This is a genomic window from Brevibacterium sp. CFH 10365 (assembly GCF_009299785.1).
Classification (GTDB): Bacteria; Actinomycetota; Actinomycetes; order Actinomycetales; family Brevibacteriaceae; genus Brevibacterium; species Brevibacterium limosum.
Genome location: NZ_VIGO01000003.1, coordinates 488,612 through 506,001, shown reverse-complemented (window position 1 = coordinate 506,001; position 17,390 = coordinate 488,612). Strand labels below are relative to the sequence as shown.

General features: G+C 66.6%; 14 protein-coding genes. 11 read left to right on the top strand and 3 right to left on the bottom strand.

The window, feature by feature from the left end; all coding sequences use genetic code 11:
* Window positions 1–50: 50 nt before the first annotated feature.
* Window positions 51–2,018, top strand: coding sequence for an NHL domain-containing thioredoxin family protein (locus tag FHG09_RS08350; protein ID WP_152347169.1), 1,968 nt, complete (start codon window positions 51–53; stop codon window positions 2,016–2,018).
* 80 nt (window positions 2,019–2,098) lie between these two features.
* Here FHG09_RS08350 and FHG09_RS08345 read toward each other — a convergent pair whose 3' ends face one another.
* The 3 genes from FHG09_RS08345 to FHG09_RS08335 all read right to left on the bottom strand — a co-directional run bounded on the left by FHG09_RS08345 (window position 2,099) and on the right by FHG09_RS08335 (window position 5,776).
* A complete protein-coding gene (locus FHG09_RS08345; protein ID WP_152347168.1) occupies window positions 2,099–3,058 on the bottom strand; it encodes a hypothetical protein in 960 nt (319 codons plus the stop codon).
* 62 nt (window positions 3,059–3,120) lie between these two features.
* Window positions 3,121–4,281, bottom strand: a complete 1,161-nt coding sequence (locus tag FHG09_RS08340) for an ABC transporter (protein ID WP_152347167.1) — start codon at window positions 4,279–4,281, stop codon at window positions 3,121–3,123.
* 7 nt (window positions 4,282–4,288) lie between these two features.
* A complete protein-coding gene (locus tag FHG09_RS08335; protein WP_152347166.1) occupies window positions 4,289–5,776 on the bottom strand; it encodes an LPXTG cell wall anchor domain-containing protein in 1,488 nt (495 codons plus the stop codon).
* 357 nt (window positions 5,777–6,133) lie between these two features.
* Here FHG09_RS08335 and dcd point away from each other — a divergent pair, with 357 nt between their 5' ends.
* From dcd to FHG09_RS08285, 10 genes are all read left to right on the top strand, one after another.
* Window positions 6,134–6,712 (top strand): dCTP deaminase, encoded by a 579-nt coding sequence (gene dcd / locus FHG09_RS08330; RefSeq protein ID WP_152347165.1) that lies wholly within the window; start codon window positions 6,134–6,136, stop codon window positions 6,710–6,712.
* A complete protein-coding gene (locus tag FHG09_RS08325; RefSeq protein WP_227492635.1) occupies window positions 6,709–7,992 on the top strand; it encodes a hypothetical protein in 1,284 nt (427 codons plus the stop codon). Before dcd ends, FHG09_RS08325 begins: the two co-directional genes overlap by 4 nt.
* A 136-nt stretch (window positions 7,993–8,128) precedes the next feature.
* Window positions 8,129–11,176, top strand: a complete 3,048-nt coding sequence (locus FHG09_RS08320) for a Na+/H+ antiporter subunit A (RefSeq protein ID WP_152347271.1) — start codon at window positions 8,129–8,131, stop codon at window positions 11,174–11,176.
* Window positions 11,173–11,808, top strand: a complete 636-nt coding sequence (locus FHG09_RS08315) for a Na(+)/H(+) antiporter subunit C (RefSeq protein ID WP_152347164.1) — start codon at window positions 11,173–11,175, stop codon at window positions 11,806–11,808. The genes FHG09_RS08320 and FHG09_RS08315 overlap by 4 nt, the downstream gene beginning before the upstream one ends.
* Window positions 11,805–13,388, top strand: a complete 1,584-nt coding sequence (locus FHG09_RS08310; RefSeq protein ID WP_152347163.1) for a Na+/H+ antiporter subunit D — start codon at window positions 11,805–11,807, stop codon at window positions 13,386–13,388. Before FHG09_RS08315 ends, FHG09_RS08310 begins: the two co-directional genes overlap by 4 nt.
* Entirely contained in the window at window positions 13,385–14,011 is a 627-nt protein-coding gene (locus tag FHG09_RS08305) for a Na+/H+ antiporter subunit E (RefSeq protein ID WP_152347162.1), read from the top strand. Before FHG09_RS08310 ends, FHG09_RS08305 begins: the two co-directional genes overlap by 4 nt.
* Window positions 14,008–14,604, top strand: coding sequence for a monovalent cation/H+ antiporter complex subunit F (locus FHG09_RS08300; protein WP_152347161.1), 597 nt, complete (start codon window positions 14,008–14,010; stop codon window positions 14,602–14,604). The genes FHG09_RS08305 and FHG09_RS08300 overlap by 4 nt, the downstream gene beginning before the upstream one ends.
* Window positions 14,594–14,989, top strand: a complete 396-nt coding sequence (gene mnhG / locus FHG09_RS08295) for a monovalent cation/H(+) antiporter subunit G (protein ID WP_101546653.1) — start codon at window positions 14,594–14,596, stop codon at window positions 14,987–14,989. Before FHG09_RS08300 ends, mnhG begins: the two co-directional genes overlap by 11 nt.
* On the top strand, window positions 14,979–15,731 hold the full coding sequence (locus FHG09_RS08290) for a response regulator transcription factor (RefSeq protein WP_152347160.1): 753 nt from the start codon (window positions 14,979–14,981) through the stop codon (window positions 15,729–15,731). The genes mnhG and FHG09_RS08290 overlap by 11 nt, the downstream gene beginning before the upstream one ends.
* A complete protein-coding gene (locus FHG09_RS08285; protein WP_152347159.1) occupies window positions 15,728–17,305 on the top strand; it encodes a sensor histidine kinase in 1,578 nt (525 codons plus the stop codon). The genes FHG09_RS08290 and FHG09_RS08285 overlap by 4 nt, the downstream gene beginning before the upstream one ends.
* Window positions 17,306–17,390 lie beyond the last annotated feature (85 nt).

Here is a 17,390-nt window from a genome sequence, read left to right as displayed (position 1 = left end):
TGATGACACCGGGGAGGCCGCCTCGGTGGGGGATCTGCGATCATAGAACCATGAACAGCAGTCCAGAATTCTCCGCGTCAGCCACCTCCTCGGCACGGGACGTCAAGGTCCGTGCGCCCGAACTCGTCGGTCGCCGGTGGATGAACTCCGGCGGCAAGGATCTCACACTGGCCGACCTGCGCGGAAAGGTCGTCCTCCTCGACTTCTGGACATTCTGCTGCATCAACTGCCTCCACGTCCTCGACGAGCTGCGCCCGCTGGAGGAGAAGTACTCCAAGGAACTCGTCATCATCGGGGTCCACTCGCCGAAGTTCGAGTTCGAACGCACCGTCGAAGCCGTCGATCAGGCCGTGGAGCGCTACCAGGTCGAGCACCTCGTCCTCGACGATCCCGACCTCGTCACCTGGCAGGCCTACACTGCCCGCGCCTGGCCGACGCTGGCCGTCATCGACCCCGAGGGCTACCTCGTGGCGACCATGTCCGGTGAGGGCCACGCGGCCGGACTCACCGAGATCATCGAGGGCCTCATCGAAGAGCACTCGGCCAAGGGCACCCTCCACTCCGGCGACGGGCCCTACGTCCCGCCACCGGCCCCGGAGACGGACCTCTTCTATCCCGGAAAGGCCACGCGCCTGCCCTCGGGACATCTCATCGTCGCCGATTCCGGACACCACAGCCTCGTCGAATACGACGACGATTCGGCCACGATCATCCGCCGCATCGGCACAGGCGTTCGCGGATCCCACGACGGGGATTTCGCCTCGGCGAGCTTCAGCGAACCCGGCGGCATCACCGTGCTGCCCGCCGACCTGGCCGCCGAAGTCGGCTACCAGCTCATCGTCGCCGACACCGTCAACCACACCCTGCGCGGGATCGACCTCGTGAACGAGACGGTCACGACGATCGCCGGCACCGGGGAGCAGCACATGGTCGGCGCCATTGACAATGTCCGCGGCAAGCCCGGTGAGCTGGGACGATACGACGGACCCGCGCGTGGTGTGAAGCTGTCCTCGCCGTGGGATGTCCTCTTCGTCCCCTCCACCGCCGAGGTGGTCGTGGCGATGGCAGGCAACCACACCATCTGGTCATTCGATCCGAGGGACGGCACGATCCGCATTCTGTCTGGCACGATGAATGAAGGACTGGTTGACGGCGACGGGGAGTCTGCGTGGTTCGCTCAGTCCTCGGGCCTCGACCTCGGCTCCGAGGGTGAGGTGTTCGTCGCCGATTCCGAGACTTCGGCGATCCGCCGCCTCGACCCCGCCACCGGTGAGGTCTCCTCGCTGGTGGGCGTCGGACTCTTCGATTTCGGCTTCCGTGATGGACCGGCCGCCGAGGCGCGCCTGCAGCACCCGCTGGGTGTGCGCAGCCTGCCCGACGGATCGATCGCGATCGCCGACACCTACAACGGTGCGATCCGCCGTTTCGACCCGAGGACCGAGGAAGTCACGACCCTGGCACGCGGTCTGCGCGAACCCTCGGACATCCTCGTCGTCGACAGCGGCAGCGGTCCCGGTGACGTCGGTGCGGAAAACGGGGACTCCTCGGGCGAGGCCGAACTCCTCGTCGTCGAGTCCGCGGCGCATGCGCTCACCAGGGTGAAGCTGCCCAAGGATGCCCAGAAGGTCGACGAAGGCGCGCTGACGACGAAGCGCCCGTCGACCGAGATCGCCTCCGGTCCGGTGTCGCTGACCGTGAGCTTCACTGTTCCGGCTGGTCAGAAGCTCGACGACCGGTGGGGCGACCCGACGTTCCTGCAGGTGTCCGCGACCCCGCCGGAACTCATCGTCTCCGGAGAGGGCGGAGCCGAGGGACTCAGCCGCGATATCGTCATCAACCCCGAGTTCGCCGAGGGAGTGCTGCACGTCACCGCGCGGGCCGCAGCCTGCGACGGTGAGCCCGGGGGAGAGATCCCCCTGCACGCCGCCTGCCACCTCTACCAGCAGGACTGGGGAATCCCCGTCGAACTCGTGGACTCGGCGCCGAACGACCTCACCCTCGACCTCCGCGGCGCCTGAGCCCTCGGCCGCCAGAGCGCGGGCGGCTGCGGCACCTCCGCGTGGTCTGGGTCCAGGCTGACCAGTGTGCCCGCGCCCCCTCAGACGATGGTGACGTCGCCGAGGCGGCGCGGTTCGAAGCTCACCTGCGAGGACTTGACGACCACCGATCCACCCAGGACGAACGAGAGCTTCTCGTCGAAGTCGTGTTCGGCGGCGGTGACGATGTCCCTGTAGCGTCCCTTGACCCGCACCTCGACCGTCGACGGAGTGAGCTCGAGATCGTTGCCGGACGAGGTCAGCCCGATCTGCGGGCTGCGCTCGAGTGACCAGGAGACGTCGCCGATGATCTCGTTGTCCGTGTCGTAGCCGAAGACACAGCCGGCAGGCATGAGCGTCTTCGACTTCATACAGTCCTGCAGGTGGTCGGTGACCTGCTCCTCCACAGTCTGCTCGAGCTTAGGCGTGGGCTCGGGCGAGAGCTTCACGGTCGGGGAATCGCCGGGGGCGGCCACCTCGGCGCGTTGGGATTTGGACTTCAGGTACGTCGCATCGAACCCGACGAGGTAGCTTGCTGGAAACAGCACGGGCACACTTCCCGTGCTGACCCCGTAGCCGTTGACCGTCGCCGTCGACGAACCGGAGACGTCCAGGGTGAGGGTCGGCCACTCCTGCTGTTCGATGGCCCACCGGTTGAAGAGACCCGCGCTGGCAGGCAGCCGGACCATGTCGAGATCGACGGTCTGCTCCTGTGAGGAGAGGTTGAAGCTGAGGCGGACCTTCGCATGGTCGCCGTCGACGGAGACGGTCTCGGCCTCGGGTTCGCGCGGCAGATCGGGTGCCGCCGAGAGCACCTCGTCGCTGAGCGCCAAGGTCGACGTCGGAGTCGGCGTGGACAGGTAGGAGAAGGCTCGATGCGCATCGCCGTCTCCGATCGCCGAGATATAGGCCTCGGCGGCTCGGGCGGGAGTGTAGACGGTGAGGTTGAGGAGGGGGACCGCTGCAACCGTGAGGACGATGACCGTCAGCGCTGAGATCAGAAGTCTGCGCGACGTTCGCATGGCGCTCCTGATTCGGTTGGGGACTGAGGGGACTGGGCAGTTCTCAGTCTATCTGCCGCGCGTCACTCAGCCGGGTAGGCGTGCAGGGCAGAGGTGTCGACCTCGACGAAGACATGAGTGCCCACCTTGACGTTGGCACGCAGTTCGGTGATCGTCGCGCCGAGTCCCGGGTGCAGGACACCGAAGCCGATGGTCGGCTTCGCGCCCGCGTCGGATTCGGCGACTGTCGCTGCATCCTCAGCTGTTTCGGCCGCTGCCTCCGATTTCGTCGAGACCTCCGGGGCCGTCTTCCTGTTCGGCACTCCGGCGAGATCGGCGAGGTCGACGTCGAGGGCGAGGCCCATCTCCGTGTCGACCGGTGAGAGCTTCGCCTGCAGGCAGGAACCGCGATCGCGCAGTCCGGTGACGATGGCTTCGAACACCGTCGCCGAGGTGAACGCCGGGTCGTGTTCGTCCAGTGACAGGAGGGCGGCACGCCACCCGAGAGTCACGAACACCTTCCCGTCGAGTTCGGTGCGGGCGCGTACGGCCGAATGACCGATGGACAGCCATCCCTTCCGCGCCAACCCGGAGTAGACGTTGACCCCGCTGAGCTCGGCCGGCAGCGAACCGCGCGGTTCGGTGACGATCTGCTCCAGCGAGCCGAGGGCGACGAGCTGGTCCTTTTCGATATCGGCCACCCCCGCCTCGGCGATGGTGTGGTCGGTCAGCGAATTCGAGCTGAACACGACTCCGCGGTCTTCGTGGGCGACGAGTTCGGCGAAGCGGCTGCGCAGCCCGGTGCGCAGATGGCCGGGGACCGAACCGAAGGGGTCGATGAGGGTCAGCCACTTCGCGCCGCTCGCCCAAGCCGCGGCCAGGGCGAGGCGGGCACGATCGGTCGCATCGAGGTCCTCGAGGCGGCGGCGCAGGAGTTCGGGCCGCAGCCCGAACATTGTCAGTGCAGCTGGTGGATCCGCTGCCGATGCCGCCTCCCCAGATCCGGCATCGGCTTCGCGAAGATAGCTCTTCATCCAGCTGCGCACACGCGAACGACCCGACCGGCGTCCGGTCGGGAAGCGTGGTGGTGGTGCGACGTGAGGCAGGGCCGCCGCGGACAGCACCACCGAAGTGGTGCTGTCCGGGCTGCCCATGAGTCCGAGCATTGTCCCTGCTCGCAGACGTCCTAGGTCGATCTCGCGTCCGTCGAGCTGCAGCCCCGCGAGGGACAATTCATCGTTCACCGTGAGTTTAGAACTCCGCGGGATCGTCGGAGGCGTTCATCCGGCGACGGGTGATGATGACGGCGGCTGCACCGACTGCGAGCAGCCCGACACCGAGTGCCAGTCCGGTCATCTCGGCACCGGTGCGCGGCAGATCGCTGCCCGATTCGCCCTGGCCGCTGCCGTTTCCGTTTCCGCCTTCGTCGACGGCGGTGCCGTTGGTCAGCACGGTGAAGCTTCCGCCCTGGGGCTCATCGAAGCTCTCGGCCTGGGCACGCACGTTGTACGTGCCGAGCACGGCCTTGACCTTCGCCTGGACACCGAACGTGACCTTGCCGTCGGAATCGGCTTCCTTGGTCATTGTGTAGCGATCGACCTTGCCCTGGGCATGCTCGACCGTGATGGAGACCTTCTCGCCGGGCTGGGCCCCACTGACGCCGATCTTGATGCCGTCGTTCAGGAAGTCCTCGGAGCTGACCTCGGTCGGGTCGATGAACATGGAGGCCTGTGCTTCAGCGGCAGGTTTCTTGTCCTCGGTGCCGGGGCTGGCCGAACCGGTGGACTCAGCTGCGTCGTCCGCGGCCTTCTCGTCGCCTTCGTCGCCGTCTTCTGCAGGCTGGCTCTTGCCCGCCTGATCAGCGTCGTCGGAGTCGTTGGCGTCGTCTGCACCTTCGGTCTCGTCGACCTTCGGCTCTTCGTCCTTCGGAGCTTCGCTTTCGGTCTCCGTGGGCTTGGGAGCTTCGGTGGTGGGAGCCTCATCCGGGGCCTTGGCCGGTCCCGGCTTCACATCGTCGGCAGGAGCCTCATCGGTCTCCGACGGGCTCGGCTTCGGAGCCTTGGTGGTCGGCTCCTCGGTCTTCGTCTCGGTCGGCTCCGGGGCCTTGGTGGTCGGATCTTCAGTCTTCGTCTCCGAAGGCTCGGGGGCCTTGGTGGTGGGATCCTCGGTCTTCGTCTCCGAAGGCTTCGGGCTCTCCGACTCGTCAGGAGTCTCATCCGGGGTCTTGATCGGACCGGTGGCCGAGTCGCAGTCGTCGCCTCCGTTGCCGGAGTCGTCGACGTCGGAGGCCTTGGAGACGACTTCGAAGGAGACCTTGGAGGACTTCTTCTCGGACTTGAGATCGGTGAGGTAGAGGGAGTATTCACCGACAGGCACCTGAGCGCCGTCGGTGACGGTGAAGAAGTAGGTGCCGGAGACCTTTCCGTCCTCGTCGACAGTGAGCTTCTTATCCGGCGAGTATTCGGTGCCATCGGTGCCGACGACGGTCACCGTGGCTTTCTCGTCCTCGGTGAATCCGGTGCCGGAGAAGCCGATTCCCTTCTTGTCGTTCGCGATGTCGGCGCGGGTCACCTGCGCCTGCGCAAGGGTCGCCTGCGGGTCCGACTCGTCGGGAACCGAGGAATCCGATTCGGAGCTGCTCGATGACTGCTGATCACCCTGGGCGCACAGCGGTTGCTGAGGGACCGAAGCGGTGGACTCTGTCGCTGCGAACGCCGGGGCGCCAGCAAGACCTGTCAATGCAACGGCTACTGCGGGGGCAAGCACAAGACGCGAGGTCTTCACAGTAATGCCTTTCGATTGTTGTCTACCCACGAAAGACGATGGACTCCCGGCATTCCTTGGCTTAAGAAGGGGAAGGCACCATCGTGCGCGGGTCCGTACAGCTCATTACCCTAAAGCATTCACCCACCGCTATGGGGAGACACACGGGTAAAAACCAGGAGAATTCGGGAAAATCGTTATCGGTTTGTGACATAGTTTCGGCGTGTCGGTGGAAGTCGTTCGCTGATTCTCCCCGTGCGGCCCATGAGGTCTCGGGCGTGTGGGACATGAGATCTCGAGCGTGTGAGGCCCGGAACGACTACCATCGGAAGCGTGACTCTCCTTTCCGACCGCGACATCCGCGCCGAGCTCGACTCCGGGCGCATCGCCCTCGACCCCTACGACCCGTCGCTGATCCAGCCGGCCAGTGTCGACGTGTGTCTCGACCGCTATTTCCGGCTCTTCGACAACCACAAATACGCGGTCATCGATCCGAGTCTCGAACAGCCCGAGCTCACCCGCTTCGTCGAAGCCGCTCCGGGGGAGCCCTTCGTCCTCCACCCGGGCGAATTCGTCCTCGCCTCCACCCATGAGCTCGTGACTCTGCCCGTCGATGTCGCCGCTCGCCTCGAGGGCAAGTCCTCGCTCGGGCGTCTCGGCCTTCTCACCCACTCGACGGCCGGATTCATCGACCCCGGCTTCAGCGGCCACGTCACCCTGGAGCTGTCGAACGTCGCCACCCTGCCGATCACGCTGTGGCCGGGAATGAAGATCGGTCAGCTCTGCTTCTTCCGACTCAGCTCCGCGGCAGAGAACCCCTACGGTTCCCAGGCCACGGGCAACCGCTACCAGGGTCAACGCGGTCCGACCGCGTCCCGTTCGCATCTCAACTTCTACCGGAGGGGCATGTGATCACCCGCCGCGAACTGCGGCTGCAACGCGAAGCCGCCGAACGCGCCGCCCGTCAACAGGCCGACGCCGCGCGCTATCAGGTCCCGGATGACCAGGTGCCGGACGACGAGGCTCCGGACGACCGGGCTCCAGGCGCTCAGGCTCCGGGCGTGCCGAATGCGGCCGGAGACCCGGTCGCCAACACCGCCGACACTTCCGTATCGCCGGAGGTCGGCGCCCCCGGCGCGAGCGCCCCTGCCCGTGCTCCCGAAGCTTCCGCGGCGAGTCGGCGGCGGAGCGGGATGCCGTCGACGGGACGGCCCGGCTACGGCGGTGACGCCTCCGCGCCCGAGGACACGGCCACCTCGGCGGATCTGCGCGGTTTCCATCTCATCCTGCTCGATGACGCCGTCGAGGTCTCCGACGTCCTCGCGCTCATCCACAACAAACTGCCCGATCTCCACCCGGTGCTCGACGAGCACGGACAGATGCGACTGAGCCGGCACTCCCGGCTGAGCTCGGGGGCCGCCCTCGACCCCGCCGACGCCGCCGCGCTCGAAGTCCCCGACTGGGCTCGGCATGCGATCGTCATCGACTGCCCCCGCGACCGGCAGCCGACCCCGCCGCCGGACTGGTTCGCCGATGCCGACGGACTCCACGAGGCCTTTCCCGACGGAATGCCGGACCGGGAGGAGGAGCGGATGCTCAGCCTCGTGCTCTCCATCGCCTCCCGCCTCCACACGGGCGTGCGCCTGGCCGACGAGCCCGGACTGCCGACGCGAGTGATCATCCCCGACCCCGAGGCGAAGGTCGACCTCTACATCTACTCCTCGTACTGGATGGAACCGCCGGTGGCTCTCGACTTCGTGCACCGCCACGCCCCGCACGCCTTCCAGCAGGCCCTGCCCACCCCCGACGAGGATGTGCTGGCCCAGGCGAGCATCGACGATCCCCTCTTCGACCCCTCCGCCCCGGTCGTCCTCGACGGCTATGCCCTGCTCGTCCCGCTCGGTGAGATCGATGAATCCGCCGGCAGCCTCGAGATCCGTGTGATGGAGGCCGAGTGGGTGCCGCCGATCATCGCCGCCCACACCGATGCCCCGCAGATCGAATACCACGTGCACTGGATGGACACCGAGTCGAAGCGCTATCAGCCGAATCAGGGACGCCGATTCCGGCGGATGCGAGGCCAGGTGGCTCAGCTGACCGATGCGATCGGAGCCGAGCTGCTCGTCGGCTCCGCAGGCATCGGACTCGACGAGAACGGCTTCCTCGTGACCAGCCGACAGCTGCGCACGTGATCGGTGCCATGCCGGGGCAGAACCTGTCTCAGCTCACACCCGCTGATTGGGGGAACGACACCTGTCCATGCGAAAATGACCTGACGAACCTTTCTCACAAACAGGCATATGACGGAGGTGGCCGCCGGTGATAGTCATGACAGGCGCCTTCTTCGGGGCATCTGTCATCGCCTACCCTCTGGTCCGCCTGCTCGGCCGCAACGCCTTCGTCTTCCTCGCGCTCGTCCCCTTCGCGGGACTCCTGTGGAGCCTGTCGACGATCTCCGATCTCTTCGGCCCCGCGGCCCAGCCGCTCGTCGAGAACCTCGACTGGCTGCCCGAACTCGGACTCGGCGGAGTCTTCCGCCTCGACGTGCTCTCTTGGGTCATGACACTGCTGGTCACCGGGGTCGGAGCCCTCGTCTTCATCTACTGCGCACGCTACTTCCCGCCCGACGAGCCCGGCTTGGCCCGCTTCGCCGGGATCTTCATGGCCTTCGCCGGAATGATGTACGGACTCGTCGTCGCCGACGAGCTGCTCATGCTCTACCTGTTCTGGGAAGGCACCACCGTCTTCTCCTATCTGCTCATCGGGCACAGCCAGTCACGCCGCCGCTCGCGGCAGGCGGCCCTGCAGGCGCTCATCGTCACCACCGCCGGCGGCCTCGCCATGCTCGTGGGCATGATCCTGCTCATCACCGCCACCGGCACCGGGCAGATCTCGACCCTGGTCGACCGCGCCCAATCGGGAATGGACACCGGCGGAGTCATCGTCTCCGCGGTCATCCTCATCCTCGTCGGCGCGATCTCGAAGTCCGCGCTCATGCCGTTCCACTTCTGGCTGCCCGGCGCCATGGCCGCCCCCACCCCGGTGAGCGCCTATCTGCACGCCGCCGCCATGGTCAAGGCCGGAATCTACCTCGTCCTGCGCCTGGCGCCCGGCTACAACAACATTCCCGGCTGGTCCGAGGTGCTGCTCACCCTGGGTCTGCTGACGATGTTCATCGGCGGTTGGCAGGCGCTGAAGCAGACCGACCTCAAACTGCTCTTGGCCTTCGGCACGGTCTCCCAACTGGGATTCCTCACCACCATGGCTTCGTTCGGCACTCCGGACATCACAAAAGCGGCCCTGGGTCTGCTCATCGCTCACGCCCTGTTCAAGTCCTGCCTGTTCCTGTGCGTCGGCATCATCGACCATCGTGCAGGCACCCGTGACCTGACGAAGCTCTCCGGCGGTTGGAAGGCCTTCCCCGTCGTCGCCGTGTGCGCGACGATCGCGGCCGCCTCGATGGCGGGGCTGCCTCCGCTGCTCGGCTTCGCCGCGAAGGAAGCCGCGTACTCGACCCTCCTGTCCTCACCGGACAAGGCCTCGGTCATCGCCTTCATCGGCATCATGATCGGCTCGATCCTCACCGTCGCCTATTCGGCCCGCTTCGTCTGGGGCGCGTTCTCCTCGAAGCCGGGAGTCGACGACATCGCCCGCCGCGACGAGAAGCTCACCCTCGTCGTCTCTCCGCTCATCCTCACCGCGCTGACTCTGGCGCTCGGTCCGGGAGTCGGACTGCTCGACGGCTACTTCTCCGCCTGGACGACCGGCCTTCCGGCTGTCGCCGAGGGCGACGGGCACTACCACCTCGCGCTGTGGCACGGATTCGAACCGGCGCTCGCGTTCACCGCCGTGACCGTCGCCGCGGGCCTCGCCCTGTTCATCTTCCGCCGTCCCTTCGCGAGGGTCCAGCAGACTCTGCCGTCGGGACTGGACTTCCACGAGCTCTACCGGATGCTCATCGGCTGGATGGAAGCCCTGGCACTGTGGGTCACCGCCCGCACCCAGCGCGGTTCGCTGCCGTTCTACCAAGGCGTGGTCTACCTCGTCCTCGTCGCCGGACTGGGTCTGGCGATCATCGCCAACGACACGTGGAACATCACCTTCCGGCTCTGGGACACTCCACTGGACTTCATCGTCGCCGCGGTGCTCATCATCGTCGCGATCGGTGCCACCAGAGCGAAGAAGCGCTTCACCGCCGTGGTCGTCACCGGCATCTCCGGCTATGCCATGGTCGCCTACTTCGCCTTCGTCGGCGCTCCCGACCTGGCCCTGACCCAGGTGCTCGTCGAAACCATCACAATCGTCGTCTTCGTCCTCGTCCTCCGCCGCCTGCCGGCGCGCATCGGTGAGTCCACCGGCCGCCTCACCCCCGCCTGGCGGGCGATCATCGGCGGCGCCGTGGGCATCACCGTGATGCTCGTGGTCCTCATCGCCGCCGGAGTGCGCATGAGCGACCCGGTCTCCACCGACTTCGGGCAGCTCGCCTACGAACTCGGCCACGGCAGGAACATCGTCAACGTCACCCTCGTCGACATCCGCGCCTGGGACACGATGGGCGAGATCTCGGTGCTCGTGGCCGCGGGAACCGGCATCGCCGGCCTCATCTTCGTGCGCGGTCGTGAGGGCCACCTGCACCGGTTCGAACGGAAGAAGGACGGCACCGAGACGGCCGGCCGAATCCGCTTCCAACCCGTCTCCGAAGACGTCGTCGACCTCCACCACGCCGGCCGTGGCGAAGGCCTGTCGCAGAAGCGCGTGTCCTGGCTCATCGCCGGACGCACCCTGGCCCCACGCAACCGTTCGATCATCCTCGAGGTCACCGCGCGTCTGATCTTCCACGCCGTCCTCGTCTTCTCCGTCTATCTCCTCTTCGCCGGTCACAACGAGCCCGGCGGAGGATTCGCCGGCGGCCTCGTCGCCGGTCTCGCCCTCGTCGTGCGCTACCTCGCCGGAGGCAAGTACGAACTCGCCGAGGCGGCTCCGTTCACTCCCTCGGGAATGCTGGGCACCGGCATGATCACCGCGATCCTGACCGTCATCGGCGGTTGGGTCTGGGGAGGCACGGTCTTCGAATCCGTCTACCTCGAAGGCGATCTGCCGCTGTTGGGGCACCTGTCCTTCGGCACCTCGACGTTCTTCGACATCGGCGTCTACCTCATCGTCGTCGGCCTCATGCTCGACATCCTCCGCTCCCTCGGAGCCGAGGTCGACCTGCATCAGGAGCGCGACGAGACGATGCTGACCAGCCGCATCCACGACAATGTGAACTTCTCCGAGAACATGGGCGCCACCGCCGAGCACCGTGCCGTGTCCGAGATCATGGACCGGGTCAATGAACTCGACGTCGACAACGGTGCGGAAGGAGGCCGCCTGTGAGCGTATCCTTCGTCATGGTCCTGGCCATGGGCGTCCTCTTCGCCGCCGGCATCTACCTCATGCTCGAACGCTCGCTGACCCGAGTTCTGCTCGGCTTCATCCTGCTCGGCAACGGAGTGAACCTGCTCATCATCCTCACCGCCGGCCGCGGTTCCCCGCCCCTGACCGACGGAGAGAACCTGTCGACCGAGGGCATGTCCGATCCGCTGCCGCATGCTCTCATCCTCACGGCCATCGTCATCACCTTCTCCGTGACGGCGTTCCTGTTGGCGATGATCTACCGATCCTGGAGGCTCATGCGCGCCGATTCGCTGCAGGATGACGACACCGACCTCCAGGTGGCGATCACGAAGATCATCGACTCCGAGGCGGAGGCGAGCACCGACTACGACGACACCGAGTTCGGTGACGAGGCGGAGTCCCCGATCACCGGTGCCATCGACCTCGACGACGACGGGACCCCCACAGAGCGGGAGGATCTCGCCGAAGACATCGAGGATGCGTCGAGTCCGGCTGAAGCCGATGCCCTCGCCGAGGCGGCCGCGGACTCCCAGACGGAGGCCCACAGTGCCGGAGAGGCCGAGGCCGCCGACGATGCCCGGGACGCGAAGCAGCGGGGAGACGACGCATGATCGATCTTCTGCCCGTGCTCGTTCCCCTTCCCGTGCTGCTGCCGCTCATCGGTGCCGGAATCGCGCTGATCCTGTCCAAGCACACGCGGGCGCAGAACCTCGTGTCGATCGCGATCCTGCTCGCGGTCATGGTCATCGCCACGATGATCCTCTTCGGCGTCGATGCGCACGGCCCGCAGGTCGTGGCGATCGGCGGCTGGCAGCCCCCGGCGGGCATCGTGCTCGTCGCCGACCGGCTGTCGTCGCTCATGCTCATCGTGTCCTCGCTGGTCACCCTCTGCGTGCTCGTCTACGCGCTGAGTCAGGATGCCAACGACGACTCGAACGAAACTCCGATCTCCGTGTTCAATCCCAGCTATCTGGTGCTGTGCGCGGGCATTGCGAACTCGTTCCTCGCCGGGGACCTGTTCAACCTCTACGTCGGCTTCGAGATGTTCCTCGTCGCCTCCTATGTTCTGCTCACGCTCGGCGCCACGGCGGAGCGGATCCGGGCGGGAGTCACCTATGTGATCATCTCGCTGGTGTCCTCGGTGATCTTCCTCGCCGCCATCGGCGTCATCTACGCCGCGTGCGGGACCGTGAACATGGCGCAGCTCTCCGAGAGGATCTCGGATCTGCCCGCCGATGTGCAGATGATCCTCCACGTCCTGCTGCTGCTGGGCTTCGGCATCAAGGCCGCGATCTTCCCGCTGTCCTTCTGGCTGCCGGACTCCTATCCGACGGCCCCGGCGCCGGTGACCGCGGTCTTCGCAGGACTGCTGACGAAGGTCGGCATCTACGCGATCATCCGCACCGAAACGCTGCTGTTCACCGAATCCTCACTGCGGGTGCCGCTGCTCATCGCGGCGGGTCTGACGATGCTCGTGGGCATCTTCGGTGCCATCGCACAGTCGGAGATCAAGAGGATCGTGTCCTTCACCCTGGTCTCCCACATCGGCTACATGCTCTTCGGCGTGGCCTTGGGCACGAGCATCGGTCTGTCCGCGGCGATCTACTATACGGTCCACCACATCATCGTCCAGACCGCACTCTTCCTGGCCATCGGGCTCGTCGAAATGCGCGGCGGGTCCACCTCGACGAGGTCGCTGGGCGGTCTTATGGTGCTCTCGCCGGTGCTGACGATCATCTTCTTCATCCCGGCTCTCAACCTCTCCGGAATACCGCCGTTCTCGGGGTTCATCGGCAAGGTCGCGCTCTTCCTCGCCGGTTTCGACGATCACGCGTGGCTGCCCACGGTCCTCATCGTCGCCGGCACCGTGACGAGTCTGCTCACCCTCTATGTCATCGGTCGTACCTTCAATCTCGCGTTCTGGCGTGATCCCGCCGATGCGGAAGAGGCGAACGAGGATCTCGTCGAAGAGTTCACGGAGCGGAAGAAGACCCTGCTGGCGGGGAAGAAGTGGAAGTCTCAGATCGGCGTTCCCCCTGCCATGGTGGTGGCCACCTCGGTGGTGGTGATCGCCTCCATCGTTCTCACGGTCGCCGCCGAACCCCTGTGGGACATGTCGAACCGGGCGGCGGAGAACCTCTCGACCCCGGTCGACTACGTCAACAACGTGCTCGGAGGTGATGAGTCATGAGCCCCGACCGAGCGCAGGGACAGAACCGCGCCCCGGCACCCAACCGCGCGCGGATGAGCCGGGGCCGCGGAATCATCCAGCAGCTCGTGCTGCTGATCTCGCTGGTCCTGCTGTGGCTGATGCTGTGGGATTCGATCACGGTGGTCACCGTGGTCTCCGGAGTCGTGCTGGCCTTCATCGTCACACGCGTGTTCTACCTCCCGCCCATCGTGCTCTCCGGACGGTTCAACGTCTGGCATGCGACGGTGTTCGGACTGTGGTTCCTCTACTCGGTCCTCCACGCCTCCATCGAGGTCGCCTGGTACGCGTTCCGCCGCCGCGCGGTCGGAGCCGGGTCCGTCATCGCCTGCGATCTGCGCACGAGCTCGGACCTCGTGCTCACCCTCATCGCCGATACCGCCAGCCTCATCCCCGGGTCGATCATCATCGACAGCGACCGCGCCATGGGCATCCTCTACCTGCACTTCCTCGACTGCGATTCCGAGGAGAAGCTGCGCCGGGCCAAAGCCCAGGTCTACCACATCGAAGAGCTGCTCATCCGCACCCTCGGTTCGCACCGTGACCTCGCCGCCCTGCGGGCCAGGCCGAATCCTCTGAATGAGTCCGAAGGAGGCCGCTCATGAGTGAGACCGTCCTCCACACGCTCATCATCGCCGGTTCGGTGCTGCTGGCCACCTCGGTGGTCGTTGCGCTCTTCCGGATCGTCCGCGGTCCCTCGATCCTCGACCGCATGATCGGCACCGACGTGGTGCTCGCCTCGATCATGTGCGGCCTCGGCGGGTATATGGCCCTGTCCGACCGCACGGATCTGCTGCCCGTGCTCATCGTGCTCGCGATGCTCGGCTTCGTCGGTTCGGTGAGCGTGTCGAGGTATGTGTCGAAGTCCGATTCGATGACGCCCGGCGCCGAGGCGGGGGCACTGTCGGACTTCACCAGCACGGACTGGCACATGCCGCGTGACACGGAAGCCGAGGATTCCGCCGAGGCGGCCGACCGGACCCGGCCGCGCGCTGAGTCCGGATCGGGCTCGGCGCAACCGGTGCGTCCCAGCGATGAGGTCACCGAGATCGCGGATCCGACCTACGACGCTCACGCCGACAGCGGCGGAGAGGGCGAGGGCACCGGACCGGACCCGGGACCCGAGGATGCCGAGCGCATGTCGTCCGAGGAGCGCATGTCGTCCGGCGAGGGGGAGGGGAACACCCGTGGTTCTTGACATCATCTCGGCCGTGCTCATCTTCCTCGGCGCGGTTCTGTCCCTGGCCGCCGCGGTCGGCCTCGTCCGCTTCGGCGACCTCCTCTCACGGATGCACGCGAGTGCGAAACCCCAGGTGTTGGGCCTGGTGCTCGTCGCGGTGGCGATCGCCATCCAGTTCCCGACCTGGGCGACGGTGACGACGCTGGCGATCATCATCTCCTTCCAGCTCGTGACGATTCCCGTCGCCACCCATATGGTCGGTCGCGCCGGATATCGCACCAAACACCTGCGTCGATCTATGCTGTACCGAGATGAACTCGCCGAGGCGGTCGACCGTGCCGAGGCCAGAGAGATCGCCTGGGAACGCCAGAGAGGAACCGGAACAGACCACCATGACGGCTGACAATCACACCGAGCCCCAACCACTCGTCTTGGTCGCCGATGATGAGCCGGACGTACTCGGAGCGGTCGTGCCGTTCCTCGAGCGTTCCGGGTTCCGGGTGCTGCCCGCCAGCGACGGACTGCTCGCCCTCGACGAGATCCACCGCCACAGACCCGATGTGTGCGTCCTCGACGTGCTCATGCCCGGAGCCGATGGCCGGCAGGTGCTGCGCCGTCTGCGGCAGGAGGAGAACTGGGTTCCGGTGCTGCTGCTGACCCAGGTCGGCGAAGGCGTCGAGAGGGCGATGGCCCTCGAAGAGGGTGCCGACGACTACCTCAACAAGCCCTTCGATCCGCACGAGCTCGTCGCTCGCATCCGGGCCGTGCTGCGCCGCACCCGCAATGACGGGCCGCCCCTGGCCACGGCCCCGGTGCTCGTGTCCAGCTTCGGTCTGCGCGTCGACCGCGTCGGACGCCGCGCCTGGCTGGGCCAGCGGGAGCTCGTCATCACCCCGAAGGGCTTCACCCTGCTCGAATACCTCATGGTGCACAAGGACGAACTCATCGAACGCTCTCGCCTGCTCGAAGTGCTGTGGGGATTCGAAGAGGCCGTGGGCACGCGCGCCGTCGACTCGCGCGTCGCCGAACTGCGTCGTGTGCTCGGTGAAGACGCCGCCGAACCGCGGTGGATCGCGACCGTGCAGGGGCGCGGCTACCGTTTCGTCGGTGAGGTCCGCGGCGAGGACAGACAGAATCGTCTATGACGAACTTCCTTGTCTTCGAGATCCAGGTCTGGCTTTTCCTGCTGCTGCTCGTCATCGTGCTCGGCGGTCTGGCCGTCGGCGCCTGGTTCGGCTGGCGGCACCTGAAGAGACGCGAGGCCGCGCTGCGGGAATCGATCGAGACGGCCGCAGCCGAGGATTCGATGACGAAGCGCAATCGGATGCTCATCCGACTCGACCACGAGCTGAAGAACCCGCTGACCGCGCTGCGCACCTCGGCGGCGAGCATCCGCGAGGTCGTCCGTGACGGCGGCACCCTCAACGAGGTGGAACCTGCCGCCAAGCAGGTCGACGTGTCCTCGCGCCGGGTCGCCCGTCTGCTGGCTGATCTGCGCAAACTCGCCGATGTCGAGACCCGCATCATCGAATACGCACGCGTCGACCTCGATGCGCTCATCCACCAGGCCGTCGAGGACGCCTCGACGGCGCCGGGCGCCGAGGATCGGATGATCGTGGCCACGGTGGCTCGTGCTCCGTGGCGACTGCCCGATGTCGCCGGTGAAGAGGATCTGCTGCTCACCGCGATCCTCAACCTGCTGGGCAATGCCCTCAAATACTCGTCTCAGGCCGAAGTCGTCGAGCTGCGCGCCAATGAGCAGATCATCGACGGGCACCGCTGGGTCGTCGTCGAGGTCGCCGATACGGGCAGCGGGATCCCGCTGCCCGAGCAGGAGAACGTCTGGGACGAGCTGTCTCGCGGCTCCCGTGTGCGTGCTGTCGCCGGTTCCGGAATGGGGCTCTCACTCGTGCGTGCCATCGTCACCCGGCACGGTGGATCCGTGCAGCTCTTCAGCCAGGAGGGTGTGGGCACCTCGGTGCGCATGGTCCTTCCCGTCCTCGCCGATGCCGCCCCTGTGACCGTTCCGCAGATGTCGGATCATATGGATCGGGTCGCCGCCGGTTCGCATGCGGTCCAGCCCGTGCAGCAGTCGGATTCGCGGCGGGCGCCCGGTTTTCTGCCGCCGAGGCAGCCCAACGAGGCCGAACTGCAGGGGCGGATCCTCGGCACGCCGCGACGGACGTCGAAGCGTCGCCTCGAACGCGTCGACGGCAACCTCGTCAACCGGCGGACGGGCGAATCCGTCTCCGGTGGATTCCCGCCGGATTCCGGTCAGCATTCGCAGTTCAAACCGCCGCGGCAGGCGCCGAGCGTCGGCGGGCAGAACCCGGGTTACGGGCAGCCGCCGGTGGGCAGTCAGCCGAACACTGGATCACCGAGCCCAGGGCCACAGAATGCCGGGCCGCAGCCGCCCGTGGGAAGTCAGCCGCACCCGGGCCAGCCCATTCCCGGACAGCCGCCAGCGGGCAACCGACCCGATTCCGGTCCGCAGAACGTCGGGCAGCCACCCGTCGGGAGTCAGCCACCCGTCGGGAGTCAGCCGCCCGTCGGGAGTCAGCCGCACAGCGGTGCCCGGCACACCGGACAGCCCCCGATCGGCAGTCAGCCGAATCCCGGTCCGCAGCCGCCCCAGCACGGGTACGGCCAGGCTCAGCCGAACCAGAACGGTCTGGAAGCGGGGTACTCGAACCGTCGCCCGCAGGGTGACCAGCAGTGAGAGCAGCATCTGCGCGAACGACTTCATTGAGACCCGCCTCGACGAGACCCGCCTCGACGAGCCCCGCCTCGAGGAGACCCGCCTC